Source organism: Variovorax stachyos (assembly GCF_051400855.1).
Taxonomy (GTDB): domain Bacteria; phylum Pseudomonadota; class Gammaproteobacteria; order Burkholderiales; family Burkholderiaceae_C; genus Variovorax.
On sequence record NZ_JBLFFN010000001.1, the window covers coordinates 86,264 to 110,888 of the forward strand.

Genomic DNA, 24,625 nt, shown 5'->3' on the forward strand with positions numbered 1-24,625 from the left:
GACACGTCAGTGCCGAGCGTGGGGGGCATTGTCAGCCTGCGCTCTGCAGGGCCAGGCCCGCATGCTCGCGCAGCGGATGGAAATGGATCTTCGGAAAGCGCTCCTGCGCCAGCCGCACGTCGTAGGGTGAGGTGCACAGGTACGCCAGCGTGTCGGCCGCATCGCGCGCCATGCGCGCCGGGTAGGCGTCGGTGAAGGCGCGCAGCTCGGCCGGCGTGTCGGCCGTGATCCAGCGCGCACCGGTGTACTGGCAGCCTTCCAGCCGCACGTCGGCGTCGTACTCGGTCTTCAGGCGGTGCTGCACCACCTCGAACTGCAGCTGCCCTACCGCGCCCAGAAGCATCGGGCCGCCCACTTCGGGCCGGAACACCTGGATCGCGCCTTCCTCGCCCAACTGGGCCAGGCCCTGCTGCAGCTGCTTGGTGCGCAGCGGGTTCCTGAGGATCACGGTCATGAAGAGCTCGGGCGCGAAGAAGGGCAGGCCGGTGAACTGCAGCGAGGCGCCGTCGGTGATGGTGTCGCCCAGTTGCACGCCGCCGTGCGTGGTGAAGCCGACGATGTCGCCCGCGTAGGCCTCCTCCACCGCTTCGCGCCGCTGGCTCATGAAGGTGACCACGCTGGTCGGACGCAGCTCCTTGCCGGTGCGCTGCACCTTGAGCTTCATGCCGGGCGTGTACTTTCCCGACGCCATGCGCACGAAGGCGATGCGATCGCGGTGGTTGGCGTCCATGTTGGCCTGCACCTTGAACACCACACCGGCGAAGTCCTTGTCATCAGGCTTGATCTCGCGCACCACCGGCTGGCGGTTGACCAGGGTGGTGCTGGTACGCGGCTGCGGTGGCGGCGCAAGCTCGACCAGCGCGTCGAGCACCTCCATCACGCCGAAGTTGTTGACGCCGGAACCGAAGAAGACCGGCGTCTGCTTGCCCGACAGGAAGGCCTCGCGGTCCCAGGCCGGCGAGGCGCCGGTGGCGAGCTCCATGCTCTCCATGGCGGTTTCGAACTCGTGGCCGAAGCGCTTCTTCAGCGCTTCGGGCTCGGCCAGCGCGACGGTTTCGAAGTCCTGCGGCAGGCGCTCGCTGCCCGACTCGAACACCGTCATCGCCTTCGTGCGCAGATTCACGATGCCGCCGAAGCTCTTGCCCTGGCCCACCGGCCAGGTCATGGGCACGCAGGGCATGCCCAGCTCGCGCTCGATTTCGTCGAGCAGCTCGAGCGGCTCGCGCACCTCGCGGTCCATCTTGTTGACGAAGGTGATGATGGGCGTGTCGCGCTGGCGGCAGACCTCGATCAGGCGCCGGGTCTGCGCTTCGACGCCGTTGGCCGCGTCGATCACCATCAGGGCCGAGTCGACCGCGGTCAGCACGCGGTAGGTGTCCTCGGAGAAGTCCTTGTGGCCCGGCGTGTCCAGCAGGTTGATCACGTGCTCGCGGTAGACCATCTGCATCACCGAGCTGGCCACGGAGATGCCGCGCTGCTTCTCGATCTCCATCCAGTCGGAGGTGGCATGGCGCGAGGCCTTGCGCGCCTTCACCGAGCCTGCGATCTGGATCGCGCCGGAGAACAGCAGCAGCTTCTCGGTCAGCGTGGTCTTGCCGGCGTCGGGGTGGGAAATGATCGCGAAGGTGCGACGGCGGCGGGTTTCGGAGGCGAAGGACATGGGAGTGAACGCGGTGCACGCTCACGGGCGCGGGCGGCTGGTAGGCAAAGCTCGTGATTTTAGCGAGAGCGGCTCACATCGGCGGCGTGAAGCCGTTGCGCCCGACCAGCATGCGCAAGGCAGTGGGTCGGCCGTCCTTCACCTGCGCGGTGATCACCACCTTGGCCCCCGGCACCACCAGGGCGGCCTGATCGGCGTTGCCCGGCTTGAAGGTCACGACCGGCGTGCCGGGCGGCACGATGACGGTCTGCTCGCCGTCCTTGTACTTGAGCAGCAGCTTGTGCCCGCCCGGCGCCGAGGACGGGGCAGCTTCGAGCTGGGCCACGGTGGCGTTGGTCATCGTGCTCTGGGGCATGAGGTCCCAGGGGCGAAAGCCTTCGCCCGTCCCGCGTGCGGCCTCCGGGAACACAAGGACTTCGACGGCCCGCTGCGTGCCGTCCGGCTGCGGCATCGCGCCGGCACCGACGAAGCTGCCCGGCTTGATGTCGGCCAGCGTGAGCGGGACGACCTCGGAGACGTTCATGTCGGCGGGACGGACCATCGTCACGGTTTCCCCGCTGCGGTCCTTGACCGTGAGCGAAGCGGCGTCGACACGCTCGATGACGCCACGCACGCGCACGGTCTCCTGCGCGAAGGCAGTGACGGACACTGCGGCCGAGGCGGCGACCACGAGCGAGGTGGCAAGGGCTTTGAATATGGGCATGGGGGTTGAGGGGTGGCAGTCCGGGACGAACCGGAAGCAGTCTAGGACGATCGGCAAATCGCTGCTGGCCGCCGAAGTGCCGCACACGCTAAAATGCCGCCTTCCGAGGAGCGTTGCAGCGCCGCCAGGCGTGAGGCTCGGACCACACATCGCAACCACGCTCAACCGCTGTTCTCGCGGGTGAGTCTGTTCCGCCAGAACCCCGAAAGCAGCGGCCTCACTCAAACTTGTTTGGAGTCCTCATGAGCGCCGTACTCAAAGCTTCCCCGGTGTCCACTGCCGACCAGGCGATCGCCGACCTGTCCCTTGCCGCCTGGGGCCGCAAGGAAATCAAGATAGCCGAAACCGAAATGCCCGGCCTGATGGCCATCCGCGAAGAATTCGCCAAGAGCCAGCCGCTGAAGGGCGCCCGGATCACCGGCTCGCTGCACATGACGATCCAGACCGCGGTGCTGATCGAGACCCTGCAAGCCCTGGGCGCCACGGTGCGCTGGGCTTCGTGCAACATCTTCTCGACCCAGGACCACGCGGCCGCAGCTATCGCCGCCGCCGGCACGCCGGTGTTCGCCATCAAGGGCGAGTCGCTCGAGGACTACTGGGACTACACCCACCGCATCTTCGACTTCGGCCCCAAGGGCGCGGCCGGCGAAGGCCCGAACATGATCCTGGACGACGGCGGCGACGCCACGCTGCTGATGCACCTGGGCCAGAAGGCCGAGAAGGACCAGGGCGTGCTGGCCAACCCGACCAGCGACGAGGAGCGCATCCTCTACGCGGCTATCAAGGCCAAGCTGGCCGTCGATCCCACCTGGTACACCCGCAAGTCGGCCGAGATCATCGGCGTGACCGAGGAGACCACCACGGGCGTGCACCGCCTCAACGAAATGGCCGCCAAGGGCACGCTGCTGTTCCGCGCCATCAACGTGAACGACTCGGTGACCAAGAGCAAGTTCGACAATCTCTACGGCTGCCGCGAGTCGCTGGTGGACGGCATCAAGCGCGCCACCGACGTGATGATCGCCGGCAAGGTGGCGGTGGTGGCCGGCTACGGCGACGTGGGCAAGGGCTCGGCCCAGGCGCTGCGCGCGCTCAGCGCGCAGGTGTGGGTGACCGAGATCGACCCGATCAACGCGCTGCAGGCCGCGATGGAAGGTTATCGCGTCGTGACCATGGAATATGCCGCCGACAAGGCCGACATCTTCGTCACCACGACCGGCAACAAGGACGTCATCACGCACGCCCACATGCTCGCAATGAAGGACCAGGCGATCGTCTGCAACATCGGCCACTTCGACAACGAGATCGAGGTCGCCTCCCTCGAGAAGTACGAGTGGGAAGAGATCAAGCCGCAGGTCGACCACGTGATCTTCCCGGACGGCAAGCGCATCATCCTGCTGGCCAAGGGCCGACTGGTGAACCTGGGCTGCGGCACGGGCCATCCGAGCTACGTGATGAGCTCCTCCTTCGCCAACCAGACGATCGCGCAGATCGAGCTCTTCACCAAGCCCGACGCCTATCAGGTCGGCAAGGTCTACGTGCTGCCCAAGCACCTGGACGAGAAGGTTGCGCGCCTGCAGCTTTCCAAGCTCAGGGCCGAGCTCACGGTGCTGACGGACGCGCAGGCCGCGTACATCGGCGTCAACAAGAACGGCCCCTACAAGCCGGACAGCTACCGCTATTGAGCGGGGGCCGCGCAACGCCGTGCGCGCCGACCAGTTGCTCGTCGAACGCGGCTTGGCCGCTTCGCGCTCGCAGGCCGTGCGTTTGATCGCAGGGGGCCTGCGCTGGCGCGACGGTGCGCTCTGGCGCACGGTGGCCAAGAACGGCGAGGACCTGCCGAAGGATGCCGAACTCGAACTGCTCGACCCGGCCGAAGCGCGCTATGTCTCGCGCGGCGGGCTCAAGCTCGAGGGCGCGCTGGCTGCGGCTGGCATCGAGGTACGCGGCAGGCGTTGCCTCGACGTCGGCCAGTCGACCGGCGGCTTCACCGACTGCCTGTTGCAGCAAGGGGCCGTGCACGTGGTGGGTGTCGATGTCGGACATGGCCAGCTGCATCCGCGGCTGCGCGGCGATTCGCGCGTCACTGCGCTCGAGGGGGTCAATGCGCGCGTGCTCGACGCCTCGGCCTGGGGCGCCGCATCGCCGGCGCAGACGCAGTTCGACCTGATCGTCGGCGACCTGTCCTTCATTTCGCTCACGCTCGTGCTGCCTGCCCTTGTTCCTCTGCTCGCTGCGACAGGCGAACTCCTGATGCTGGTCAAGCCTCAATTCGAATTGCAGCCAGGCCAGATCGGCAAGGGCGGCATCGTGCGCGATGACTCGCTCTATCCGTTGGTCGAGCAGCGCCTGCGCGCGGCCTGCGACGCCCTCGGCCTGCAGGTACGGGGCTGGTTCGACAGTCCCATCGCGGGCGGCGACGGCAACCGCGAATTCTTCATCCATGCCGCTTTCGCGAGCGGCCCACCAGGAGTCGGCCGTGCGCCTTCCATTGAGCTTTGAATTCTTTCCGCCCAAGACGCCCGAAGGCGTGGTCAAGCTGCGCGCCGTACGCCAGCAGCTCTATGCGCGGCGGCCCGAGTTCTGCTCGGTGACCTATGGCGCGGGTGGTTCCACGCACGAGGGCACTTTCGGCACGGTGCGCGAGATCCTGGGCGAGGGCGTCGACGCCGCCTGCCATTTCTCATGCATCGGCGCCACGCGCACGACGGTGCGCGAGCAGCTGAAGGAGCTCAAGGCCATGGGCGTCAAGCGCCTGGTGGCGCTGCGCGGCGACCTGCCCAGCGGGTACGGCATGGGCGGCGAGTTCCACTATGCGAGCGATCTGGTCGGCTTCATCCGCGAGGAGACCGGCCGCGATTTCCACATCGAGGTCGCCTGCTATCCCGAGGTGCATCCGCAGGCGCGCTCGCCCGAGGCCGACCTGCAGGCCTTCGCAGCCAAGGTGCGCGCCGGGGCCGACGCTGCCATCACGCAGTACTTCTTCAGTCCGGAGGCGTATTTCCGGTTCGTCGAGGAGGCCCGCAAACTCGGCCTCGACACCCCGATCGTCCCGGGCATCATGCCGATCACCAGCTCCACCCAGCTGATGCGCTTCTCCGATGCCTGCGGCGCCGAGATCCCGCGCTGGATCCGGCTGCGCCTGCAGGGCTTCGGCGACGACACCGCCTCGATCAAGGCTTTTGGTCTCGACGTCGTGACCGAGCTCTGCGCGCGCCTGGCGAGTGGCGGCGCGCCGGCCATGCACTTCTACACGATGAACCAGTCGGTGGCGACGCTCGCGTTGCTGGAGCGGCTGGGCTGGGAAGGATGAGGGGGCCCTGGCTCGCGAAGCGTCTCGCGCTGGTCCTGTCGGCCGCTGCGCTGGCCGCCTGCACCACGCAGCAACCCGCGCCGCCGGCGGCACCGGCGCCAGCGACCGGCGAAAGTGGCACGGGGCTGCGCCCGCTGGCCCGCCAGCCCGCGCTGCCGCCCGGCGCACCGCCGCGATCGCAGGTGCCTTCGGTGCGCTACGACCTTGCGGTTTCGGGCGCGGCCGAGGACGACGGCGTGCCCGGGGACACAGGGCCACGCGAGATCTTCGAGCGCGGCGGCGCATCCTGGTACGGCATCCAGTTTCATCAGCGCAAGACCGCCAACGGCGAGCGCTTCGACATGACGGCCATGACCGCCGCGCACAGGACGCTGCCCTTCAACACCCGCGTCTGTGTGCGCAGCCTGGTCAATGGCCGCGAGGTGCTGGTGCGCATCAACGATCGCGGCCCCTATGCGGCGGGGCGCATCATCGACCTCAGCCGGGCCGCGGCGGACACGCTGGGCATGCTGGGGTTGGGGATCAAGCAGGTGGCGCTGTCGATCATGGGCGAGAACAGCACGCGTTGCGGCGATACGGAGATCGATCCCGTCGCAATCGATGCGCCGGCGCCGGAAGCCAAGGCCGCGAAGCCTGCCAGGAACCCGGCGCCCCGGCGCATTCGCGAGGTGCCGCCGCGCCTGCGGCGTTGAAGATCGCCGCTCAGCCGCCGCTGTCGAGCGAGAAAGCGGCGTGGCGGTCCTGCGCGAGGCGCTGCGCCATCTGGGGCATTGCAGGTTCGAGCCGGGCCTTCAGCGTAAAGGGCGGATTGACGAGGAACATGCCGCTCGCGGGCAGCCCCGGCCGGTGCTGGACGCCGGAGGCGTCGGTCAGGATCTTGCTCGACTTGACGGTCAACGTGGCGTGCAGCCAAGGCTTGCCGGCCTTGGTGGCCAGGGTCTTGAGACGGCGCGGCAGGTCGTGCGCCTCGGGCCGCGGAATGATCGGATACCAGACCGCGTAGGTGCCGGTCGCGAAACGCTTGAGCGCCTCGGCGACGAAGTCGAGCACCCGCCCGTAATCGCTCTTGATCTCGTAGCTGGGGTCGCAGAGCACCAGCGCCCGGCGCGAAGGTGGTGGCAGGAACTTGGTGGCGCTGCCGAAGCCGTCGTCGCGCAGCACCGCGATCTGGCGGCCGGCCTCGAGCTGGGCGATGTTGGCGCTGAGGGTGCGCGCGTCGGTGGGGTGCAGCTCGAAGAGCTTGAGCTTGTCATGCTCGCGCAGCAGGTGATGGACGATGAAGGGCGAGCCGGGATAGATGCGGGCACCGCCCTTGGGATTGAAATCCCGCACCACTGCGAGGTAGCGTTCCAGGGCGTCGGCGAGCGGCGCCTCGTCGGCCTTTGACTTGGCTTCGGAGAGCAGCCGCAGCACGCCTTCGGCGGCTTCGCCGCTGGTGCCGGCGTAGTCGCCGTCGAGGCGGTACAGGCCGGCGCCGGCATGGGTGTCGACCACCGTGAGCGCGGTGTCCTTCTCGAGCAGGTGCTCGAGCGCGGCGATCAGCACCGTGTGCTTGAGCACATCGGCGTGGTTGCCGGCATGGAAGGCGTGGCGGTAGCTGAACATGGGGGGATGGTAACTGCCATGGCGCCGTCGCCGCGTTGCGCGGGCCATTCTTTGTATAATCGCAGGCTTCGCAGCGTTTTGTGGCCCCGCGGCGGAGCACTCGACCCCCACCTAAGAGATTCCCGTCAGAGGAACGCCGACCGTGGAAAAGGGCCCGCCAAACCACTTTCCCTTCAAGGAAAACTCATGACCAAAACGTTCAGCGCCAAGCCCGCTGACGTGACGCACGAGTGGTTTGTGATTGACGCGACCGACAAGGTCCTCGGACGAGTAGCCAGCGAAGTTGCTCTCCGTCTACGCGGCAAACACAAGGCCATTTACACGCCTCACGTCGATACCGGTGACTTCATCGTCATCATCAACGCAGCCCAGCTGCGCGTCACCGGCGCCAAGCCGCTTGACAAGGTGTACTACCGCCACTCGGGTTACCCGGGCGGAATCACGGCCACCAGCTTCCGCGACATGCAAGCCAAGCATCCGGCTCGCGCCCTGGAAAAGGCCGTCAAGGGCATGCTGCCCAAGGGTCCGCTGGGCTACGCCATGATCAAGAAACTCAAGGTGTACGGCGGTGCAGAGCATCCGCACACCGCCCAACAGCCCAAAGTGCTGGAACTCTAAGGAGCCTTGAGAATGATTGGTGAATGGAACAATGGCACCGGCCGTCGCAAATCGAGCGTCGCCCGCGTGTTTCTGAAAAAAGGCTCCGGCAAGATCACGGTCAACGGCAAGGACATCAATGAGTTCTTCGGCCGCGAAACCTCGATCATGATCGCCAAGCAACCGCTTTTCCTGACCGGCAACATCGAGACCTTCGACATCATGGTCAATGTGGCGGGTGGTGGCGAATCGGGCCAGGCTGGTGCGACTCGCCACGGCATCACCCGTGCGCTGATCGACTATGACGCGTCGCTCAAGCCGGTGTTGAGCCAAGCTGGCTTCGTAACTCGCGACGCCCGCGAGGTGGAGCGCAAGAAGGTCGGCCTGCACTCCGCACGCCGCCGCAAGCAGTTCTCGAAGCGCTGATCGGTCTGCCGATTGCCTTGGGCTTATTGCTCGTACTGCCAAAAAGCCGCCTTCGGGCGGTTTTTTGGTTATTGCAGTAGCATTCTTGAGTTGGCCGCTCCGTTCGGCCCCTCCACAGGAGTTCTCCATCCATGAGCGCCGTTGCCGAAAACATTCAAACCCAGATGCCTGAACCGATCGTCTTCACGGACAGCGCGGCCGCCAAGGTGGCCGACCTGATCGCGGAAGAGGGCAATCCCGATCTCAAGCTTCGCGTCTTCGTCCAAGGCGGCGGCTGCTCGGGCTTCCAGTACGGCTTCACCTTCGACGAGATCGTGAACGAGGACGACACGACGATGACCAAGAACGGCGTCTCCCTGCTGATCGATGCCATGAGCTACCAATACCTCGTCGGCGCCGAGATCGACTACAAGGAAGACCTGCAGGGTGCCCAGTTCGTGATCAAGAACCCCAACGCCACGAGCACTTGCGGCTGCGGGTCCAGCTTCTCGGCCTGATGCTTTAACCCCGCCACAAAGAGCCGCCTTCGGGCGGCTTTTTGCTGCCCGTCGCTTGGGTCTCATGAGCACCTCCCTCTCCGCGCGCAAGAGCCTGCTGTGGCTGGTCGCCGTCGGCTTTTTCATGCAGACGCTGGACGCCACCATCATCAACACCGCCCTGCCGGCCATGGCCGCCGGCCTGGGGGAGAGCCCGCTGCGGATGCAGTCGGTCGTGGTGGCCTATTCGCTGACGATGGCGATGTTGATCCCGGCCTCCGGGTGGATCGCCGACCGCTTCGGGACCCGGCGGGTGTTCTTCTCGGCCATCGTGCTGTTCGTGCTCGGCTCGGTGGCCTGCGCGCTATCCCGCAGCATCGGCCCTCTGGTGGCCGCGCGGGTGCTGCAGGGCCTGGGCGGTGCACTGCTGCTGCCGGTAGGCCGGCTGGCGCTGCTGCGCACGGTGCCGCGTGCGGAGTTCCTGGCGGCCATGAGCTTCGTGGCCATTCCGGGGCTGATCGGTCCGCTGCTCGGGCCCACGCTGGGCGGCTGGCTGGTGCAGTACGCCTCCTGGCACTGGATCTTTCTGATCAACGTGCCGGTGGGGCTGGCGGGCTGCCTGGCCACGCTCAGGCTGATGCCGGACCTGCGGGCCGTGCAGCAGCGGCCTTTCGACGGCCTCGGTTACGCCATGCTGGCCTTCGGCATGGTGGCGATCTCGCTGGCGCTCGATGGCGTTTCGGGGCTGGGCTTGCGCCAGGCAGGCGTGCTGCTGCTGCTGGTGTTCGGCTTCGCCAGCATTACTGCCTACTGGCTGCATGCGGTTCGTCGGCCGGACCCGCTTTTCGACCCTTCGCTTTTCGGGATCCCGACGCTCAGCATCGGCCTGCTCGGCAACCTGTTCTCGCGCCTGGGCAGCAGCTGCATGCCCTTCCTGATTCCACTGCTGCTGCAGGTCTCGATGGGCTACACGCCGCTCAGGGCCGGGCTGATGATGCTGCCGATCGCGCTCGCCGGCATGGCGATGAAGCGGGCTGCCGCGCCGCTGATCACCCGCTTCGGCTATCGCCGGGTGCTGGTGGTCAATACCGCGTTGGTCGGCCTCACGATGGCCAGCTTCGGCCTGGCCGCGCCATCGCAGCCGGTGGCAATGCACGTCCTGCAACTGCTGGCTTTCGGCGCGGTCAATTCCCTGCAGTTCACCGCGATGAACACCGTGACCTTGCGGGACCTGGACGAGGGGATGGCCAGCAGCGGCAACAGCCTGCTTTCGATGGTGCAGATGCTGGCGATGAGCCTGGGGGTCGCGGGTGCCGGCGCGGTGTTGGCGGGCTTCACCGAGGTCTTCGGCAGCCTCAACGCGTTGACCACCTTGCATGCTTTCCAGGCGACCTTCGCGAGCATGGGGCTCATCACGGTGGCCTCTGCCCTGATCTTCTGGCACCTGCCGCCGCACGCGAGGGCCGTGCAACCCGAGCAGCCCGAAGTCTCGGGCCAGCATTAGGCGCGGCGATTCAGGCCGGGTAGATCGCGCCCAGCACGCGGGCCCCGCGTGCTCCCGTCACGCTCGCCAGGTTGCCGGATTCCCGGCGCATCGTCCGGCGCGCCAGCCATGCGAAGGCGGCCGCCTCCACCTGCTGGGGCGGCAGGCCGCGCTCGGCCGAGGAGAGCACCTGCACCGTGGGCAGCAGGGCCCGCAGCCGGCCCATCAGGTGCTCGTTGAGCGCACCGCCGCCGCAGACGATCAGCAAGCGGGTATCTCCGCCATGGCGCTGCACCTCGGTGGCGCAGACCTGGGCCGTCAACTCGGCCAGCGTGGCTTGCACATCGGCCGGCTGGGCGGCTGCGCCGGCCAAGCGTGCGGCGAGCCAGGTGGGATTGAACAGGTCGCGGCCGGTGCTCTTGGGCGGTGGCTTGGCGAAGTAGGGGTCGGCCAGACAGCGCGAGAGCAGGTCAGGCAGCACGCGGCCGGTGGCGGCCCAGCGGCCGCCCGCATCAAAGGGCTGGCCGATATGGCTCTGGCACCAGTGGTCGAGCAGCGCGTTGCCCGGGCCGCAGTCGAAGCCCAGCACCGTGCCGCTGCCGGCCGGCAGCAGGCTCAAGTTGGAGATGCCGCCGATGTTGAGCACCGCCATGGGCTGCTCGTCGCGAGCGAACAGTGCCCGGTGGAAGCCGGGCACCAGCGGCGCGCCCTGCCCGCCGGCCGCGAGGTCGCGGCTGCGGAAATCGGCGACCACGCAGATGCCGGTGAGCTCCGCGACCAGCGAGGGGTTGTTGATCTGCAGGGTATAGCCGACATCGTCGAACTCGCCGGGCCGGTGCCGCACCGTCTGCCCATGCGCGCCGATGGCGGTCACTGCCGCGGGCGAGGTGCCGGTGTTCGTGAGCAGCTGCTGGACCACCCCGGCGTAGACCCGCGCGAGTCCGTTGCCGGCGAGGGCGGCGCGGTGCAATTCGTTGTCGCCGCCAAGGGAGTTGAGCGCCATCAGCTCGGCGCGCAGCGAAACCGGGAAGCTCGCTGTCGCGTGGGCGCGCACCGCGATGTGCCCGCCGGAGAAGTCGGCGAGAACGCCGTCGACCCCGTCGAGCGAAGTGCCGGACATCAGGCCGATGAAGAGCTCTTCAGCCATGCCGGAAGAGCAGTGGCCTAGTCGGCGCTGGCCTGGACGACGGAGAAGGCGGCAGCCAGTTCGTTACGGGTGGCCACTGCCAAGCGGTCGAAGGAAGGCCGCGCGGCCGCCGAGATCGGTGCCCCGCCTTCCTGCTGGGCAATGGTCGTGGGATCGTGGTACTCGCCGTTGATGCGGAATTCGAAATGCAGGTGCGGTCCGGTCGCCCAGCCGGTCGAGCCGACGGCGCCCAGCGTCTGGCCCTGGGCCACGGTCTGGCCGGCCTTGACGTCGATGCGGCTGAGGTGCGCATAGGCGGTCTGCTGGTTGTTGCGATGGTTCACGATCACGATGTTGCCGTAGCCGCTCTGCGTACCCGCGAACTCCACGGTGCCGTCGCCCACCGTGCGCACCGCCGTGCCGGTCGGGGCCGCATAGTCGACCCCGTTGTGCTGGCGCCAGGTGTTGAGGATCGGGTGCAGGCGCGTCGCGAAGCCGCTCGATACACGCGTGAACTCGACCGGGAAGTTCAGGTAGGCGCGGCGCAGACTGTCGCCATTGGGCCGATAGTAGGCGCCCTTCTGGCCGGGTTCCTGGAACCACAGCGCCTGGTGGAGCTTGCCGTTGTTCTCGAACTCCGCGGACAGAACGCGGCCGCTGCGCAGCGTCTGGCCGTCGGCGTCGAAGGTCTCGTAAACGACGGCGAAACGGTCGCCCTTGCGCAGGGAGCGGAAGTCGACGTCGCCGGAGAAGATGTCGGCCAGCTGGCTGGCTACGGAATCGGGAATGCGCGCCTCGTCGGTCGCGGCGAAGAGCGAACTGCGGACGATGCCGCTGGCCAGGCGGGTGCCCGGAGTCAGGGCGTCGGTCTCGGTACGGGCGCGGAAGCCGTCGCCGACCTTTTCGACCACCAGGCGCTTGAAGGCGCCGTCGCCATCGGGGATCCAGCGGGCGCTGAGCTTCTGCAGGGTGTTGTCCTGGCTGGCTTCGGCCGTGACGGTCCGGCCTGCGCGGCCGAGCAGCGCCATGCGCGCCTCGGGATTGCCGCGCACGAAGGCCGCCGCGGCATCGTCGGCGATGCCCAGGCGCCGCAGCAGCGCCTCGGCGGTCTCGCTCGAGCGGGTGATTTCGGTGCGGAAGAGAGTGAAGCCGTGGGTGTCGAGCGCTTCCACCTGGCTTTCGAAGGCGAGCGGCTTGACGGCCTCGAACACCTGCTGGACGGGCAGTTCGGACGCGTCGGGACCGAGCGAGGCGACGGCGAAGGCGCCGCCGCCGGCGGACAGCAGCAGCGCAGCGATCGCCGCCGTGATCTGCCGCGGGTATGTCCGGAAAGTGTGCGCCAGCCGGGAAGCAAGCGCTTCTTCGGCGGCCAAGATGCCGTTGATCAAAACTACGAATTCCAGCTCAGGTTCTGCAAATCCGCGCTGCAAGAAGCCGTGTCGGACGGGCGGCAGGGCGGTGCGGAAAAAAGCGCCGCTTAGAATCCGGCGCTTGAAAAAGTCCGGGCAAGTATAGCTTCGGACATACGGAAAACTGCCGCAATTAGCCATGAAACCGGGTTTTGTTACAACCACAAGTCTGTCCGAAGGTGTAGGACGAGCCCTCGAAATTTCACTTCGTGGCACCGACGAGCTGTTGCCCCAGGACGAGTGGGTGAAGAAGCTCGAGCGCTCGGAGGCCACCGGCCAGCCGTTGCGCATCAAGCTGGGCCTCGATCCGACCGCCCCGGACATCCACATCGGCCACACGGTGGTGCTCAACAAGATGCGGCAACTGCAGGATCTGGGCCATACGGTGATCTTCCTGATCGGCGACTTCACCACGACCATCGGCGACCCTTCAGGCCGCAACAGCACCCGACCACCGCTCTCGCGCGAGCAGATCGAGGCCAACGCGCAGACCTACTACCGCCAGGCCAGCCTGGTGCTGGATCCATCGAAGACCGAGATTCGCTACAACTCCGAGTGGAGCGACCCGCTGGGAGCGCGCGGCATGATCCAGCTGGCCGCGAAGTACACCGTGGCGCGGATGATGGAGCGCGAGGACTTCAGCAAGCGTTTCAAGGCCGGCCAGTCGATCTCGGTGCACGAATTCCTCTACCCGCTGATGCAGGGCTACGACTCGGTTGCGCTCCGATCCGACCTCGAACTGGGCGGCACGGACCAGAAGTTCAACCTGCTGGTCGGCCGCCATCTTCAGCAGGAATACGGTCAGGAGCCGCAGTGCATCCTCACCATGCCGCTGCTGGAGGGGCTGGACGGCGTCGAGAAGATGTCGAAAAGCAAGAACAACTACATCGGCATCAGCGAGGACGCCAACACCATGTTCGCCAAGGTGCTGTCGATCTCCGACGAGCTCATGTGGCGCTGGTACACGCTGCTGTCCTTCCGCTCGCTGGCCGAGATTGCGGCGCTGAAGGCCGAGGTCGATGGAGGCCGCAACCCGAAGGACGCCAAGGTCGCGCTCGCCAAGGAGATCACCGCGCGCTTCCACAGCGCAGCCGCGGCAGAGGCGGCGGAGCAGGACTTCATCAACCGCAGCAAAGGCGGAGTGCCGGACGAGATCCCGGAGGTTTCGCTGTCGGGCGCCCCGCTGGGCATCGCGCAGCTGCTCAAGCAGGCGGGTCTGGCGCCGTCGACTTCGGAAGGCAACCGCTTGATCGACGGCGGCGGCGTGCGCGTGGACTCCGGCGTGGTCGGCGACAAGGGGCTCAAGCTGGGCGCTGGCACCTATGTCGTGCAGGTCGGCAAACGCAAGTTCGCGCGCGTGACGCTCAGCTGACGGTCCCGGTTCTCAGCGGACCTCGATGACCACGCGCCGGTTGCGCGGTTCTTCGACTTCGTCGGCAGTGGGGATGGTCAAGTCGCGCTCGCCGCGGCCCACCGCCTCGATTCGCTGCGCCGGGAAGCCCCGCGCAAGGAACAGCTGCCTGACCTGCTCGGCCCGGCGCCGCGACAGTTCGTCGTTGCGCGCCGAAGAACCGATCGTGTCGGTATGCCCCGTCAGGACGATCTCGCCCCCGCTGCGCGCCAGCGCATCCTTGAGCGCGTCGTTCATTGCGAGCTGCGAGGAGCCGGTGAGGACAGAGCCGCCGATGTCGAAGTACACCGTATAGCTCTGCACCGGCGCGGGGAGCATCTCGAAGAGCGCCTTGTGCTCGGCTTCCAGCCCGACGGGGTCGGCCTTGTCGATCAACGGCGCGCCCCGGGCCTTGGCGGTCGCGCGCTGATAGGGCTGGGACAGCGTCCGCTCGTCGTCGTTGTTGGCACGTACGACCACCGCGGAAGGCGTGCCGTCCGCCTGCGGCAGCAGCACCACCCGCGTGGTGGAAGGCGCGGCGCAGCCCACGAGCACTGCGGTCAACAGGGCAGTCGCGAAATGGGCGAGGCGGCGCTGCACCATTACTGCGCGGCGTCCGCCTCCACGATGAAGTCGGTGCCGCGGATGCCGATGGTGGCGGTCTGGGTCTCCACGCGCACTGCATCGGGTTGCGTCTTGCCGATCAGGCCGGTGATCATGCGCAACGAGCCGCGCAGCAGCGACACCAGCAGACCGCCATCGCGCGTCGTCGAATCGAAGTGGAACTGCTTGAAATCGAGCCGCGACGAGGGCCCCACCACCATCGTCGTGCCGTCGCGCAGCATCAGGCTGGCGGCCGAGTCGGCCTCTGTCTGAAGACGATCGATGGGCGCGATGGGATCACCGGCCTGCGCCGGCCGTGTGCTGCCGTCGGCACCCAGCAGCAGGACCTTGCCGCGCACGGACTTGAGGATGCCTGCGTGCTCGGCGCCGGCAGGCGGCATGCCCGACGCAACAGGAGTGGTCTGGGCGAGCGCACCGGCGCCGGACAGGAGAAGGCCACACAGCATCGTGGCAAGGCATTGCTTATTCATATGTATGCAACAAAGTTCCCGATGGCCGGAAGATGGTACGCGACCGCGCGAGCCGTGCGGGCTGAACCGCATAATCGGCCACCCGCCGCGGCGCCTGTCTGATTGCTTCTTGTCCTTCCTGGTTCCCTCTCCATCGTCCGGGGCGTTGAGCCCGAAGCTGCTGCTGCGCATCTCGATCGCGGTCGCGCTGGCCACCATCGTGCTGAAGGGCGCGGCCGGCTGGCTGACCAATTCCATGGGCCTGATCTCGGACGCGTTGGAGTCCTTCGTCAACCTGGCCAGTGCGATGTTCGCGCTCGCAATGGTCACGATCGCGGCGCGGCCCGCCGATGCGGACCATCCCTACGGCCATCACAAGGCCGAGTACTTCTCCTCCGGCTTCGAGGGCGTCCTGATCATTGCCGCGGCCGCGGCCATCGTGTGGGCGGCAGTCGTGCGGCTGCTCTCGCCCGAGCCGCTGCAGCAACTGGGCTGGGGCCTGGCGCTCTCGGTGCTGAGCTCGGCTCTGAATGCGGCGTTGGCCCTTGCGCTGTTCCGCGCCGCGCGCACCCATCGTTCCATCGCGCTCGAGGCCGATGCGAAACACCTGATGGCCGATGTATGGACCTCGGCGGGGGTGCTGGTGGGCGTCGTCGCCGTCGGACTGACGGGGTGGCTGTGGCTCGACCCGCTGCTCGCGATCGGGGTGGCGCTCAACATCGCGCGCGAGGGCGTGAGACTGGTCTGGCGCTCCTCGCAGGGCCTGATGGACGAGGCGCTCGACCCCGAGTCGCAGGCGCTGCTGCATGCCGCCCTGGAGCATTTCGCTGCCAGCGTGCCCGAGGGCCGGCAGCTGCGCTTCGACGATATCGCCACGCGTCGCGCCGGCCAGCGCCGCTTCGCCGACCTGCACATGCACGTGCCCGGCGAGTGGCCGCTGCAGCGCGCCGCAGACCTGCGCGACGCGCTCGAGCAGGCCCTGATGGACGCCGTGCCCGGGCTGCGCGTGACCATCCAGCTGCTTCCGCTGGGCATGGAGGCGCGCGCCACGCGCATCGAGGAGCCGCCCTTGTGAAGGCGCTGCTGCAGCGCGTGGCCGAGGCACGCGTCGACATCGCGGGCCACACCGTCGGCGCCATCGGCCCGGGCCTGCTGGTGCTGCTGTGCGCCGAGCGCGGCGACGGCGAGGCGCAGGCGGACCGGATGCTGGCGAAGATCCTCAAGCTGCGCATCTTTTCGGACGACGCCGGCAAGATGAACCGCAGCGTGCAGGACACGGGCGGCGGCCTGCTGGTGGTGAGCCAGTTCACGCTGGCGGCGGATGCCAGCGGCGGCAACAGGCCCAGCTTCACCCAGGCTGCGCCGCCCGATGAAGGGCGGCGGCTCTACGCGTACTTCGTCGCGCAGGCGCGGGCGGCGCATCCGGCGGTCGCCACCGGCGAATTCGGCGCGGACATGCAAGTGCACCTGGTGAACGACGGGCCGGTCACTATCCCGCTGCAGATTTCATAGTCAATAGGGGTTCTTGATCCCCAAGCCCGCGAGGATCTCGATCTCGCGTGCCTCCATCGCATGGGCGTCGGCTTCGCCCGTCTCATGGTCCCAGCCCTGGGCATGCAGCGTGCCATGCACCAGCAGGTGAGCGTAGTGCGCGGCCAGGGTCTTGCGCTGCTCCTTCGCCTCGCGCGCGACCACCGGCGCGCACAGCACCAGGTCGGCCATCACGACCGGTCGCTGCGCATAGTCGAAGGTCAGCACGTTGGTCGCATAGTCCTTGCCGCGGAACTCGCGGTTGAGCTGCTGGCCTTCCGCAGCATCGACGATGCGCACCGTGATCTCGCCATCGGTCTCGAGCGCATGGCGGATCCAGCGCGCGACCCGATGCCGCGGCAGCGCGGCGCGGTGGCGCGCCACCTCGCGAAAGCGCCCGAACTGGAGCGACAGCGACAAGCTGGCCAGCGCCATCAGCGCGGAGTCGCGCGTTTGCGCGCGCCGTCGTAGGCATCGATGATGCGGGCCACGAGCGGATGCCGCACCACGTCGGCACTGGTGAAATGCGTGATGGCGATGCCGTTGACCCGCCTGAGCACCCGCTCTGCATCGATCAGCCCGCTCAGCTGTTCCTTGGGCAGGTCGATCTGGCTCACGTCGCCGGTGACCACCGCCTTGGCGCCGAAGCCGATGCGCGTGAGGAACATCTTCATCTGCTCGGGCGTGGTGTTCTGTGCCTCGTCCAGGATCACGAAGGCATTGTTGAGCGTGCGCCCGCGCATGAAGGCCAGCGGCGCGATCTCCAGCGCGTTGCGCTCGAAGGCCTTCTGCACGCGGTCGAAGCCCATCAGGTCGTAGAGCGCGTCGTACAGCGGACGCAGGTAGGGATCGACCTTCTGCGTCAGGTCGCCCGGCAGGAAGCCGAGCCGCTCGCCGGCCTCGACCGCCGGGCGCGTGAGCACGATGCGCTGCACCGCGCTGCGTTCCAGCGCATCGACCGCGCTGGCCACTGCCAGGTAGGTCTTGCCGGTGCCGGCCGGGCCGATGCCCAGCGTGATGTCGTGCTCGGCGATGTTGTGCAGGTAGACGCTCTGGTTGGGCGTGCGCGCACGCAGGTCGGTACGCCGCGTGGCGAGTTTGGCGGCGCCATCCTCGGCCTCGCCCAGCGTGCTGTCGCCAGCCAGCGTGAGCTGCACCACGGCTGCGTCGATGGGGCGCTGGGCGATCTCGTAGAGCGCCTGCAGCACGTCCATTGCACGCTGCGCGTTTTCCTTGTGGCCTTCGACCTTGAACTGCTCGTGCCGGTGCGCGATCTTGACGTCCAGCGCCTCCTCGATGCGCCGCAGGTGCCCGTCCAGCGGCCCGCAGAGATGGCTCAGGCGAGTGTTGTTGGGCGGAGCGAAGGTGTGTCGCAGAATCACGCGAGTTTCATTTTCAAAAGCGAGAAGGGCACCCATGATAGGCAAACTCACCGGCATCCTGGCCGAGCGCAACCCGCCCCAGGTGGTGGTGGACTGCAACGGCGTCGGCTACGAGGTCGACGTGCCGATGAGCACCTTCTACAACCTGCCCTCGGCCGGCGAGCGCGTCTCGCTGCTGACGCACTTCGTGGTGCGTGAGGACGCGCAGATCCTCTACGGCTTCGGCAGCGCAGAGGAGCGTGCCGCCTTCCGCCAGCTGATCAAGATCTCCGGCGTGGGGCCGCGCACGGCGCTGGGCCTGCTGAGCGGCATGAGCGTGGGGGAGCTGTCGCAGGCTGTCACGCTGCAGGAGGCCGGTCGGCTGGTGAAGATCCCCGGCATCGGCAAGAAGACGGCCGAGCGGCTTCTGCTCGAGCTGAAGGGCAAGCTTGGTGCCGACATCGGTGCACCCGCACATGCCGCTACCGATGCGCAGGCCGACATCCTGCAGGCGCTGCTCGCGCTGGGCTACAGCGACCGGGAAGCGGCGGCGGCGCTGAAGGCGCTGCCGAAGGACGTGGCGGTGGGCGAGGGGATCAAGCTCGCGCTGAAGGCGCTCGCGAAGTAGGGGCGCTCGCAGGGCCGGCTACGGCACCCACCAGAACCGCAGCGCATGAAAGTAAATCGGCGCCGCGAAGATCACCGAGTCGAGCCGGTCCAGCATGCCGCCGTGGCCTTCGATCATGGTGCCCCAGTCCTTGACGCCCCGGTCGCGCTTGATGGCCGACATCACCAGGCCGCCGAAGAAGCCCATCACGCAGATGGTGAGCGCCATCAGCGCGGCCTGCCAGGGGTTGAAGGGCGTGGCCCAGTAGAGCGCAGCGCCCAGCGCGGTGGCGCTGGCGACTCCGCCGACCAGGCCTTCCCAGGTCTTCGAGGGCGAGAGCTCGGGGGCCACCTTTCGCTTGCCGAAGAGCTTGCCCCACACGTACTGCAGCACGTCGCTGCCCTGCACCACGATCACGAGGAAGGCGATCAGGAGCAGGTTGCGGCCCTCGAAGCCGGGGATCGGCAGCGTCAGCAGCGCGGGCACATGGCTGATGCAGAACACGCAGACCATCAGCCCCCACTGCACCTTGGACGTGCGCTCCAGGAAACGCTTGGTGTCGCCGCCCACGGCCGCGAGGATGGGCAGCACGAGGAAGGCGTAGACCGGGATGAAGATCGCGTAGAGCCCGTACCACTCGATCCAGATCAGGAAGTACTGCACCGGCAGCGCGACGAAGAAGGCCACCGCGATCGCATGATGATCGCCGCGGCGCGTGTAGGCGAGGCTCATGAATTCGCGCAGCGCGTAGAAGGAGATCAGGTAGAACAGAATGATCACGCCGCCCTTGCCGAGGGCGAAGGCCAGGCCGATCACGGCGACCATCACCCACCAGGCGTTCACGCGCGCGTTGAGGTTGTCGATCACGGAATGGGGCTGGCCGTGCGCGACGCGCCACTTGAGCAGCGCGCCGATGGCCGAGGCGAGGATCAGCACGGCGGCCACGCCGCCGAACAACATCCAGGTGGCATTGGGGGAAGCGGTCACGGTCATCAGTCCTCTGCGCGGTCGTATTCGGGCCGCAGGTCGAGCATGGCGGCACGAGCGCGCGCGATGAATGCCGCCTTGTCCTCGCCCTCGGCCAGCGCGATCGGCGTGCCGTAGCGCACCGTACAGGCCAGGGGCACGGGCACCAGCGTGCCCTTGGGCAGCACGCGCTTGAGGTTCTCGATCCACACCGGCACCAGTCGTACCTGCGGGCAGGCGCGTGCCAGGTGGTAGAGCCCGCTCTTCAGCGGCAGCAGCACCTCCTCGCCGACGTTGCGGGTGCCCTCGGGGAACATGATCAGCGAGTCGCCGGCCTGCAGCGCCTCGGTCATCTGCTCGACGGGGTTGAGGGCTGCCTGGCTGCCCGGTGCGGCGCTGCCGTCGCGCCGGATCATCAGTGCGTTGAACACGTCCCGTCCGATGAAGCGCCGCAGCGCCGAGGCCTTCCAATAGTCTTGTCCGGCCACGGGGCGGGTGAGCGCGCGCAGGTCAGGCGGCAGCGTGGCCCACAGCAGCACGAAGTCGCCATGGCTGGTGTGGTTGGCGAAGTAGAGGGTCTGCTCGGCCGTGGGGCCGGTGCCGCTCCAGATGGCGCGTACGCCGGTCAGCAGCTTGGCGAAGAGCACGATCAGCCAGGCCGAGACGACGGCGGCCGCCTGGAGCGACCGGCCGGGGGCGGAAGAACTCATGAACGGGGCTCCTTGCGATCCATGGCTCAACGCCAGTCCTGCATCGCGAGCGCCATGGCGAAGAGGACCGTCTGCGCGATCACCGCGATGCCGTGGCGCTGCAACAGGTGCCGGGCGCCGAGCACGCGGTCGGCCAGGGGGCGCGTGCCATCCGCGCGGCGGCGCAGGCCGAGGGTCGCGAGCGCGCGATCCATGGCAGGCGCCGAGGCGATCGTGCTCCTTGCCAGCCCGTCGAACAGCGCCGCATCGAGCCCCACACGCATGGCCAGGTAGCGCTCGGGCAAGCCGATCAACGCGACGACGGCGAAGGCCGCCCAGGTGGCCGACGGCAGGGAGCGACCCGTCAGCGCCAGCACCAGGCCCGAGATGAGAGAGAGCGCCAAGCCCCACAAAGCGAGCGCGCCGCCTGCCCGGAGCAGGGCGGCGGTGGTGGCGCACAGCGCGCGGTCGTCGTCGTTCATGGCCGTAGCTTCCCGGAAGTCAGCTGGTCCAGCAGGGCGAGCCAGCCTGCGCGCAGCACGATCTGGGGCCGCGCCTGGCGTACCGCTGCGTGCGCCGCGGCCAGTGTGGAGTCCGCGCCGTGCAGGCCGAGCCAGGCGACCACCGAGGCGGCGCTGCGCGAGAAGCCCAGCGCGCAGCAGACCCAGACCGGCTGGCCGCTGCCGCGCAGCCCTTCGATGATGGCGACTGCGCGGCGCAATGGCGCGGGGCCCGGTAGTGCGAGGTCCAGCATCGGCACGCAGCGGGCGCCGGGCACCGCCGGCAACTGGAGCTCGGCGCACAGGCCGAGCAGCCGGGGGCGGCCTGCCGCCTCCCACTCGGTCAGGCTGGGACGCCGGCCCAGTCGCAGGCCCGGCGCGACCTCCACCGAGGCCGGCAGGCCGCGCGTCCAGAGCCGGGCGTTGAGAGCGGCGCCGAGGCGATAGGGTGCAAACAGCCAGCGCGCGCTCCAATGCATGCGGCCATGGCCATCCATCCGGAAGCCGCGGGCCCCGAAGCCCGCATAGTTCAGCGCGACCCCTGCGAGTGCCGCGGCCGGCCAGGCCAGCCACAGCGCCGCGCCGCGGAGGCTCAGCGCCACGGCGAGGAAGAGCAGCGCCCCGGCGGCGTAGCAGCCCGCCAGTTTCCAGCGCTGCGGGTCGCGCGCGAGTCGCCAGGCGCGCGGCAGCGCGACCACGCGCTCCAGCGGCCAGAGCCACACGCAGACCAGGCCCAACAGTGCGCCCGTCGGAATGTCGATGAAGTGGTGCTGCCAGGTGGTGAGCACCGAGGCGCAGATCGCGAAGGTCCAGAGGTGCAGCACGATACGCGCCCACTGCGCGTGGATCAGGCGCTGGTAGAAGTCCCACAGGATCACGGCCAGCGCAATGTGCAGCGAGGGCGCCTGGTTGAAGGGCTGGTCGAAGCCGCGCAGCGCGTTGAACAGGAAGGCCGGCGCACCCTCGACGGAGGGCTGGCCGAAGCTGAAGCGCAGCGGCCAGAGAATGAAGCAGGCCACCGCCACGGCCTGCGCCGTCAACAACCGTGCCGCATGGCAGTCCAGCACGTGGCGATCGCGCGCGAGGAAGAGCGAGAGCGCGTAGAAGGCGTTGATGGTCCAGTAGGGAAAGATGGTCCAGGGCCAGAAGGGCAGGCTGCGCTCCCACTCGAAGGCCAGCACCGGCACCTGGGCGCGGGTCGAGGCCCACCAGTTCGCGAAGCCGTAGCTGGCGTAGAACAACGGGCCCAGCAGCGCCAGCCAGGCGGCGGCGCGCTTCCAGGGGCGCGGCCGTGCTGCGCTCATCTTCCTGTGCGCACCGCCAGCGAGACGGTGAAGATCCCCCACTCGTCGATGCGCTGGTCGATCTTGCGGAAGCCCGCGGCTTCGACCAGCTGGTCCATCTCGGCCTGCGTGCGCCTGCGCATCACCCATGCCTGCCCCTGGCGGTGGCTGGTGAGGGCGCGCGCAATCATCTCCAGCTGCGGATGCCAGGGCTGGCCGGTGTAGACCAGGTAGCCCCCGTCCTCGACCGCATCGCCCACGCCCGCCAGCGAGCGGCTCACCATCTCGTTGTCGGGGAAGAGCTCGTACAGGCCCGAGACCACCGCGAGCGTGGGCCGCGGCGTCACGCTCGCCAGGCTTGCGCGGTCGAAGGCATCGGCCTGCACGAATTGCGCGCTGTCCTGCAGCGACTTTTCGGCAATCAGCGCGCGGCCGTCGCGCACGTTGATGTCGCTGCAGTCGCGCAGCAGGATCGACCCGGCCTTGACGGGGCTGGCCAGCACGGCGTCGAGCACATAGCGGCCGTGGCCGGCGGCGATGTCCATCAGTCGCACATCGCGATGCTGCTCGGCCAGCATCTCCATGGCCTTGCGCAGTAGTTCCTCGACGTGCAGCTTGCGTTGGCGGATGCCCCGCCAGCCGATCGAATCGAGATAAGCGCGGTCGATCATCCGGCCCAGCGGGCCGGCACCCTGCGCCTGGTTGCGATAGACGTAGTCCAGCGTGCTGCCGGAGTCGAAGCCCGTGTCGTGGCCCAGCCTGACGCCGCGCGACAGCAGGCCGCCGAAGCGCAGGCTCGCACGCGTGAGAGCCCAGTAGGCGCCGCGCGGGGACAACGCGGGCAGCGGCTCGGCCAGCGCGCGCGATTCGTCGGCGGTCGCGCCACTCAGGTGGGCGCCGCGCAGATCCACCGGCGGCGGCGCCTGATCGAACAGTTCCAGCACGAAGTCGCGGATGGCCTTCACGGCCGGGCCGCGGTCCTTTTCGCCCAGCGTGTCGTGGAAGAAGCCGGGCAGCTCCAGCTTGCGCTTGACGGCGCTGCCGAGCCGGTCGAAGAAGTCGTGCTGGGGCTGGTGATGCACCACCCAGTCGGCGCCGGAGATCAGCAGCTGCGTCGGCAGCGTGATCGCATGGGCGTCCGCCACCACCCGCTCGGCGGCCTCGTAAAGGCCCAGCAGGATGTTGACGGCGATCGGCCTCGAGATGAGCGGGTCGCTCTCGTAGCTGGCAATACGCTCTGGGTCGTGCGTGAGGAACTTCGCCTTCACATAGCTGTTGACGAAGAAGAGCCCACGCAGCTTGTGCATGAGCGCGAGCCCGGGGCGCGCCAAGGGCACGTAAAGCTTCACCCGAAAGGCCGGCGAGGCGAGGGTGAGCCCCCGCACCTTGGGCGCGTAGTCGTGCGCCCAGGTCGCGACCAGCACCGCGCCCACGCTCTGCGCGACCACGTGGATGTCTTGGGGCGGCACGCCGTGCGCACTGCCGATGTGCTCGATGAAGGTCTGCACATCGCGCACGGAGGTCGCGAAGCCGGGGCTGAAGCCCCGCTGGCCCGGCGACCGGCCGTGGCCGCGGGCGTCCCAGGCGAAGAAGTCGAAGTCGGGCAGGGCCAGCTCGTCCACCAGGTGGGCCATGCGCGCGCCGTGCTCGTGGCCGCGGTGAAACAGCACGACCGCCCCACGCCGCGCGCCGCCGGTCGCGGGCCAGTGCCGGTAGAACAGCGAGACGCCGTCGTGGGTCTGGAATTGATGTTCTTGTGGCACGCGGGTGGCGCTCATGATCGGGTCGGATCTCCTCGGCTGTGCGATGCGGCGCCGGCTTCGGCCAGCGCGCGACGGATGCGATTGACGATGGTCCACGCCACCAGCAGGGCCAGCAGCGGCATGAGCCCGGCGCTCCAGGCCGGCAAGGGCCCGCCGAGCGCCACATACAGGCCCAGCGCGCCGAACACGAAGGCGCGGTCGCTCTTGCCGAGCGGGCCGTCGTAGCGGCGCGAGGCGCCCACCGTCGGACCCAACGCGCCGGTGAATTCGGACAGACCGGCCAGCACGATCACGGTCCCGACCCAGAAGGGGCTGAACGGCGCGACCAGCGCGAAGGGCATGTAGAGCGCCGCGTCCGAGAGCACGTCGGTCAGCTCGTTGAGAAAGGCGCCGAGCGCGCTTTGCTGGCCGTGCTCCCGCGCCAGCATGCCGTCGATGGCGTTGAAGGCCATGCGCAGGAACATCCAGAGCGGGATCAGCGCGAAGGCCGCCGCGGAAGGCGCGGCGAAGAAGAGCCACAGGCCGAGCGCGACCGAGAAGACGCAGGCCGCGACCGTGACCTGGTTGGCCGTCACGCCCATGGCATGCAGGCGCCGGACCAGCGGGCGCAGCAAGGCCTGGAATCGCGGCTTCAGCTCGTAGATGGACACGCTCACTCTCCTCGGTGG

27 protein-coding genes and 1 riboswitch are annotated in these 24,625 nt (G+C 68.2%); of the genes, 12 read left to right on the plus strand and 15 right to left on the minus strand.

What is annotated here, in order from left to right:
• Positions 1-31: 31 nt before the first annotated feature.
• Together ACMGEZ_RS00415 and ACMGEZ_RS00420 are read right to left on the minus strand one after the other, a co-directional pair.
• Entirely contained in the window at positions 32-1,660 is a 1,629-nt protein-coding gene (locus ACMGEZ_RS00415; RefSeq protein ID WP_436820275.1) for a peptide chain release factor 3, read from the minus strand.
• Between the two features lie 73 nt (positions 1,661-1,733).
• A complete protein-coding gene (locus ACMGEZ_RS00420; protein ID WP_436820276.1) occupies positions 1,734-2,363 on the minus strand; it encodes a hypothetical protein in 630 nt (209 codons plus the stop codon).
• 99 nt (positions 2,364-2,462) lie between these two features.
• A riboswitch (S-adenosyl-L-homocysteine riboswitch) is annotated at positions 2,463-2,533 on the plus strand.
• Between the two features lie 72 nt (positions 2,534-2,605).
• On the opposite strand from ACMGEZ_RS00420, the gene ahcY reads away from it, so the two are divergent.
• From ahcY to ACMGEZ_RS00440, 4 genes are read left to right on the plus strand one after another with little or no spacing between them, the layout of a single operon-like run.
• Complete coding sequence (ahcY, locus tag ACMGEZ_RS00425; protein WP_436820277.1) at positions 2,606-4,045, plus strand: adenosylhomocysteinase; 1,440 nt, start codon at positions 2,606-2,608, stop codon at positions 4,043-4,045.
• 19 nt (positions 4,046-4,064) lie between these two features.
• Entirely contained in the window at positions 4,065-4,862 is a 798-nt protein-coding gene (locus ACMGEZ_RS00430) for a TlyA family RNA methyltransferase (RefSeq protein WP_436820278.1), read from the plus strand.
• On the plus strand, positions 4,840-5,673 hold the full coding sequence (gene metF, locus ACMGEZ_RS00435; RefSeq protein WP_436820279.1) for a methylenetetrahydrofolate reductase [NAD(P)H]: 834 nt from the start codon (positions 4,840-4,842) through the stop codon (positions 5,671-5,673). The genes ACMGEZ_RS00430 and metF overlap by 23 nt, the downstream gene beginning before the upstream one ends.
• Positions 5,670-6,365: a septal ring lytic transglycosylase RlpA family protein gene (locus tag ACMGEZ_RS00440; RefSeq protein ID WP_436820280.1), complete on the plus strand. Its 696-nt coding sequence runs from the start codon at positions 5,670-5,672 to the stop codon at positions 6,363-6,365. Before metF ends, ACMGEZ_RS00440 begins: the two co-directional genes overlap by 4 nt.
• 10 nt (positions 6,366-6,375) lie before the next feature.
• Here ACMGEZ_RS00440 and ACMGEZ_RS00445 read toward each other — a convergent pair whose 3' ends face one another.
• Positions 6,376-7,278, minus strand: a complete 903-nt coding sequence (locus tag ACMGEZ_RS00445; protein WP_436820281.1) for a 23S rRNA (adenine(2030)-N(6))-methyltransferase RlmJ — start codon at positions 7,276-7,278, stop codon at positions 6,376-6,378.
• A 186-nt stretch (positions 7,279-7,464) separates the two neighbouring features.
• Between ACMGEZ_RS00445 and rplM the strand changes: the two genes are divergently transcribed.
• The 4 genes from rplM (at position 7,465) to mdtD (ending at position 10,281) form a co-directional block, all read left to right on the plus strand.
• A complete protein-coding gene (gene rplM / locus ACMGEZ_RS00450; protein WP_436820282.1) occupies positions 7,465-7,896 on the plus strand; it encodes a 50S ribosomal protein L13 in 432 nt (143 codons plus the stop codon).
• A gap of 12 nt (positions 7,897-7,908) precedes the next feature.
• Positions 7,909-8,301, plus strand: a complete 393-nt coding sequence (gene rpsI / locus ACMGEZ_RS00455; protein ID WP_436820283.1) for a 30S ribosomal protein S9 — start codon at positions 7,909-7,911, stop codon at positions 8,299-8,301.
• A gap of 131 nt (positions 8,302-8,432) precedes the next feature.
• Positions 8,433-8,798 (plus strand): iron-sulfur cluster insertion protein ErpA, encoded by a 366-nt coding sequence (gene erpA / locus ACMGEZ_RS00460; protein WP_068683558.1) that lies wholly within the window; start codon positions 8,433-8,435, stop codon positions 8,796-8,798.
• 64 nt (positions 8,799-8,862) lie between these two features.
• The gene (mdtD, locus tag ACMGEZ_RS00465) at positions 8,863-10,281 is read left to right on the plus strand and encodes a multidrug transporter subunit MdtD (RefSeq protein WP_436820284.1); all 1,419 of its coding nucleotides are present in this window, start codon (positions 8,863-8,865) and stop codon (positions 10,279-10,281) included.
• Between the two features lie 10 nt (positions 10,282-10,291).
• Here the strand turns inward: mdtD and ACMGEZ_RS00470 are convergent, their stop codons facing one another.
• Both ACMGEZ_RS00470 and ACMGEZ_RS00475 read right to left on the minus strand, forming a co-directional pair.
• Positions 10,292-11,407: an anhydro-N-acetylmuramic acid kinase gene (locus tag ACMGEZ_RS00470; RefSeq protein WP_436820285.1), complete on the minus strand. Its 1,116-nt coding sequence runs from the start codon at positions 11,405-11,407 to the stop codon at positions 10,292-10,294.
• A gap of 17 nt (positions 11,408-11,424) precedes the next feature.
• Positions 11,425-12,774, minus strand: a complete 1,350-nt coding sequence (locus ACMGEZ_RS00475; protein WP_436820286.1) for a peptidoglycan DD-metalloendopeptidase family protein — start codon at positions 12,772-12,774, stop codon at positions 11,425-11,427.
• A 160-nt stretch (positions 12,775-12,934) separates the two neighbouring features.
• On the opposite strand from ACMGEZ_RS00475, the gene tyrS reads away from it, so the two are divergent.
• Positions 12,935-14,167, plus strand: coding sequence for a tyrosine--tRNA ligase (gene tyrS / locus ACMGEZ_RS00480; protein ID WP_436820287.1), 1,233 nt, complete (start codon positions 12,935-12,937; stop codon positions 14,165-14,167).
• Between the two features lie 12 nt (positions 14,168-14,179).
• Here tyrS and ACMGEZ_RS00485 read toward each other — a convergent pair whose 3' ends face one another.
• On the minus strand, positions 14,180-14,740 hold the full coding sequence (locus tag ACMGEZ_RS00485) for an OmpA family protein (protein ID WP_436820794.1): 561 nt from the start codon (positions 14,738-14,740) through the stop codon (positions 14,180-14,182).
• Between the two features lie 47 nt (positions 14,741-14,787).
• Positions 14,788-15,279, minus strand: a complete 492-nt coding sequence (locus ACMGEZ_RS00490) for a FecR family protein (protein ID WP_436820288.1) — start codon at positions 15,277-15,279, stop codon at positions 14,788-14,790.
• A 118-nt stretch (positions 15,280-15,397) separates the two neighbouring features.
• On the opposite strand from ACMGEZ_RS00490, the gene ACMGEZ_RS00495 reads away from it, so the two are divergent.
• Together ACMGEZ_RS00495 and dtd are read left to right on the plus strand one after the other, a co-directional pair.
• Positions 15,398-16,333, plus strand: a complete 936-nt coding sequence (locus ACMGEZ_RS00495) for a cation diffusion facilitator family transporter (protein ID WP_436820795.1) — start codon at positions 15,398-15,400, stop codon at positions 16,331-16,333.
• Entirely contained in the window at positions 16,330-16,770 is a 441-nt protein-coding gene (gene dtd / locus ACMGEZ_RS00500) for a D-aminoacyl-tRNA deacylase (protein ID WP_436820289.1), read from the plus strand. The genes ACMGEZ_RS00495 and dtd overlap by 4 nt, the downstream gene beginning before the upstream one ends.
• On the opposite strand, the gene ybeY is transcribed toward dtd, so the two are convergent.
• The gene (ybeY, locus tag ACMGEZ_RS00505; RefSeq protein ID WP_436820290.1) at positions 16,771-17,223 is read right to left on the minus strand and encodes an rRNA maturation RNase YbeY; all 453 of its coding nucleotides are present in this window, start codon (positions 17,221-17,223) and stop codon (positions 16,771-16,773) included.
• Positions 17,223-18,170: a PhoH family protein gene (locus tag ACMGEZ_RS00510; protein ID WP_436820291.1), complete on the minus strand. Its 948-nt coding sequence runs from the start codon at positions 18,168-18,170 to the stop codon at positions 17,223-17,225. Before ACMGEZ_RS00510 ends, ybeY begins: the two co-directional genes overlap by 1 nt.
• Positions 18,171-18,204: 34 nt before the next feature.
• Here ACMGEZ_RS00510 and ruvA point away from each other — a divergent pair, with 34 nt between their 5' ends.
• Positions 18,205-18,777, plus strand: coding sequence for a Holliday junction branch migration protein RuvA (gene ruvA, locus ACMGEZ_RS00515; RefSeq protein ID WP_436820292.1), 573 nt, complete (start codon positions 18,205-18,207; stop codon positions 18,775-18,777).
• Positions 18,778-18,795: 18 nt separating this feature from the next.
• On the opposite strand, the gene ACMGEZ_RS00520 is transcribed toward ruvA, so the two are convergent.
• The 6 genes from ACMGEZ_RS00520 to ACMGEZ_RS00545 are packed head-to-tail and all read right to left on the minus strand — an operon-like array spanning position 18,796 to position 24,607.
• Positions 18,796-19,716, minus strand: coding sequence for a phosphatidate cytidylyltransferase (locus ACMGEZ_RS00520; protein WP_436820796.1), 921 nt, complete (start codon positions 19,714-19,716; stop codon positions 18,796-18,798).
• 32 nt (positions 19,717-19,748) lie between these two features.
• Positions 19,749-20,432, minus strand: a complete 684-nt coding sequence (locus tag ACMGEZ_RS00525; RefSeq protein WP_436820293.1) for a lysophospholipid acyltransferase family protein — start codon at positions 20,430-20,432, stop codon at positions 19,749-19,751.
• Positions 20,433-20,458: 26 nt separating this feature from the next.
• Entirely contained in the window at positions 20,459-20,893 is a 435-nt protein-coding gene (locus ACMGEZ_RS00530) for a hypothetical protein (protein WP_436820294.1), read from the minus strand.
• The gene (locus ACMGEZ_RS00535) at positions 20,890-22,215 is read right to left on the minus strand and encodes a phosphatase PAP2/dual specificity phosphatase family protein (protein WP_436820295.1); all 1,326 of its coding nucleotides are present in this window, start codon (positions 22,213-22,215) and stop codon (positions 20,890-20,892) included. Before ACMGEZ_RS00535 ends, ACMGEZ_RS00530 begins: the two co-directional genes overlap by 4 nt.
• The gene (locus ACMGEZ_RS00540; protein ID WP_436820296.1) at positions 22,212-23,972 is read right to left on the minus strand and encodes a bifunctional alpha/beta hydrolase/class I SAM-dependent methyltransferase; all 1,761 of its coding nucleotides are present in this window, start codon (positions 23,970-23,972) and stop codon (positions 22,212-22,214) included. Before ACMGEZ_RS00540 ends, ACMGEZ_RS00535 begins: the two co-directional genes overlap by 4 nt.
• Complete coding sequence (locus tag ACMGEZ_RS00545; RefSeq protein WP_436820297.1) at positions 23,969-24,607, minus strand: CDP-alcohol phosphatidyltransferase family protein; 639 nt, start codon at positions 24,605-24,607, stop codon at positions 23,969-23,971. The genes ACMGEZ_RS00540 and ACMGEZ_RS00545 overlap by 4 nt, the downstream gene beginning before the upstream one ends.
• Positions 24,608-24,625: the final 18 nt, after the last annotated feature.

Excerpts from the sequence above, each read along its gene's own strand:
- ACMGEZ_RS00415 (WP_436820275.1), bottom strand. The coding sequence starts at position 1,660 with ATGTCCTTCGCCTCCGAAACCCGCCGCCGTCGCACCTTCGCGATCATT.
- ACMGEZ_RS00420 (WP_436820276.1), bottom strand. The coding sequence starts at position 2,363 with ATGCCCATATTCAAAGCCCTTGCCACCTCGCTCGTGGTCGCCGCCTCG.
- ahcY (WP_436820277.1), top strand. The coding sequence starts at position 2,606 with ATGAGCGCCGTACTCAAAGCTTCCCCGGTGTCCACTGCCGACCAGGCG.
- ACMGEZ_RS00440 (WP_436820280.1), top strand. The coding sequence starts at position 5,670 with ATGAGGGGGCCCTGGCTCGCGAAGCGTCTCGCGCTGGTCCTGTCGGCC.
- ACMGEZ_RS00445 (WP_436820281.1), bottom strand. The coding sequence starts at position 7,278 with ATGTTCAGCTACCGCCACGCCTTCCATGCCGGCAACCACGCCGATGTG.
- rplM (WP_436820282.1), top strand. The coding sequence starts at position 7,465 with ATGACCAAAACGTTCAGCGCCAAGCCCGCTGACGTGACGCACGAGTGG.
- rpsI (WP_436820283.1), top strand. The coding sequence starts at position 7,909 with ATGATTGGTGAATGGAACAATGGCACCGGCCGTCGCAAATCGAGCGTC.
- erpA (WP_068683558.1), top strand. The coding sequence starts at position 8,433 with ATGAGCGCCGTTGCCGAAAACATTCAAACCCAGATGCCTGAACCGATC.
- mdtD (WP_436820284.1), top strand. The coding sequence starts at position 8,863 with ATGAGCACCTCCCTCTCCGCGCGCAAGAGCCTGCTGTGGCTGGTCGCC.
- ACMGEZ_RS00470 (WP_436820285.1), bottom strand. The coding sequence starts at position 11,407 with ATGGCTGAAGAGCTCTTCATCGGCCTGATGTCCGGCACTTCGCTCGAC.
- tyrS (WP_436820287.1), top strand. The coding sequence starts at position 12,935 with ATGAAACCGGGTTTTGTTACAACCACAAGTCTGTCCGAAGGTGTAGGA.
- ACMGEZ_RS00490 (WP_436820288.1), bottom strand. The coding sequence starts at position 15,279 with ATGAATAAGCAATGCCTTGCCACGATGCTGTGTGGCCTTCTCCTGTCC.
- ybeY (WP_436820290.1), bottom strand. The coding sequence starts at position 17,223 with ATGGCGCTGGCCAGCTTGTCGCTGTCGCTCCAGTTCGGGCGCTTTCGC.
- ruvA (WP_436820292.1), top strand. The coding sequence starts at position 18,205 with ATGATAGGCAAACTCACCGGCATCCTGGCCGAGCGCAACCCGCCCCAG.
- ACMGEZ_RS00520 (WP_436820796.1), bottom strand. The coding sequence starts at position 19,716 with ATGTTGTTCGGCGGCGTGGCCGCCGTGCTGATCCTCGCCTCGGCCATC.
- ACMGEZ_RS00525 (WP_436820293.1), bottom strand. The coding sequence starts at position 20,432 with ATGAGTTCTTCCGCCCCCGGCCGGTCGCTCCAGGCGGCCGCCGTCGTC.
- ACMGEZ_RS00530 (WP_436820294.1), bottom strand. The coding sequence starts at position 20,893 with ATGAACGACGACGACCGCGCGCTGTGCGCCACCACCGCCGCCCTGCTC.
- ACMGEZ_RS00535 (WP_436820295.1), bottom strand. The coding sequence starts at position 22,215 with ATGAGCGCAGCACGGCCGCGCCCCTGGAAGCGCGCCGCCGCCTGGCTG.
- ACMGEZ_RS00540 (WP_436820296.1), bottom strand. The coding sequence starts at position 23,972 with ATGAGCGCCACCCGCGTGCCACAAGAACATCAATTCCAGACCCACGAC.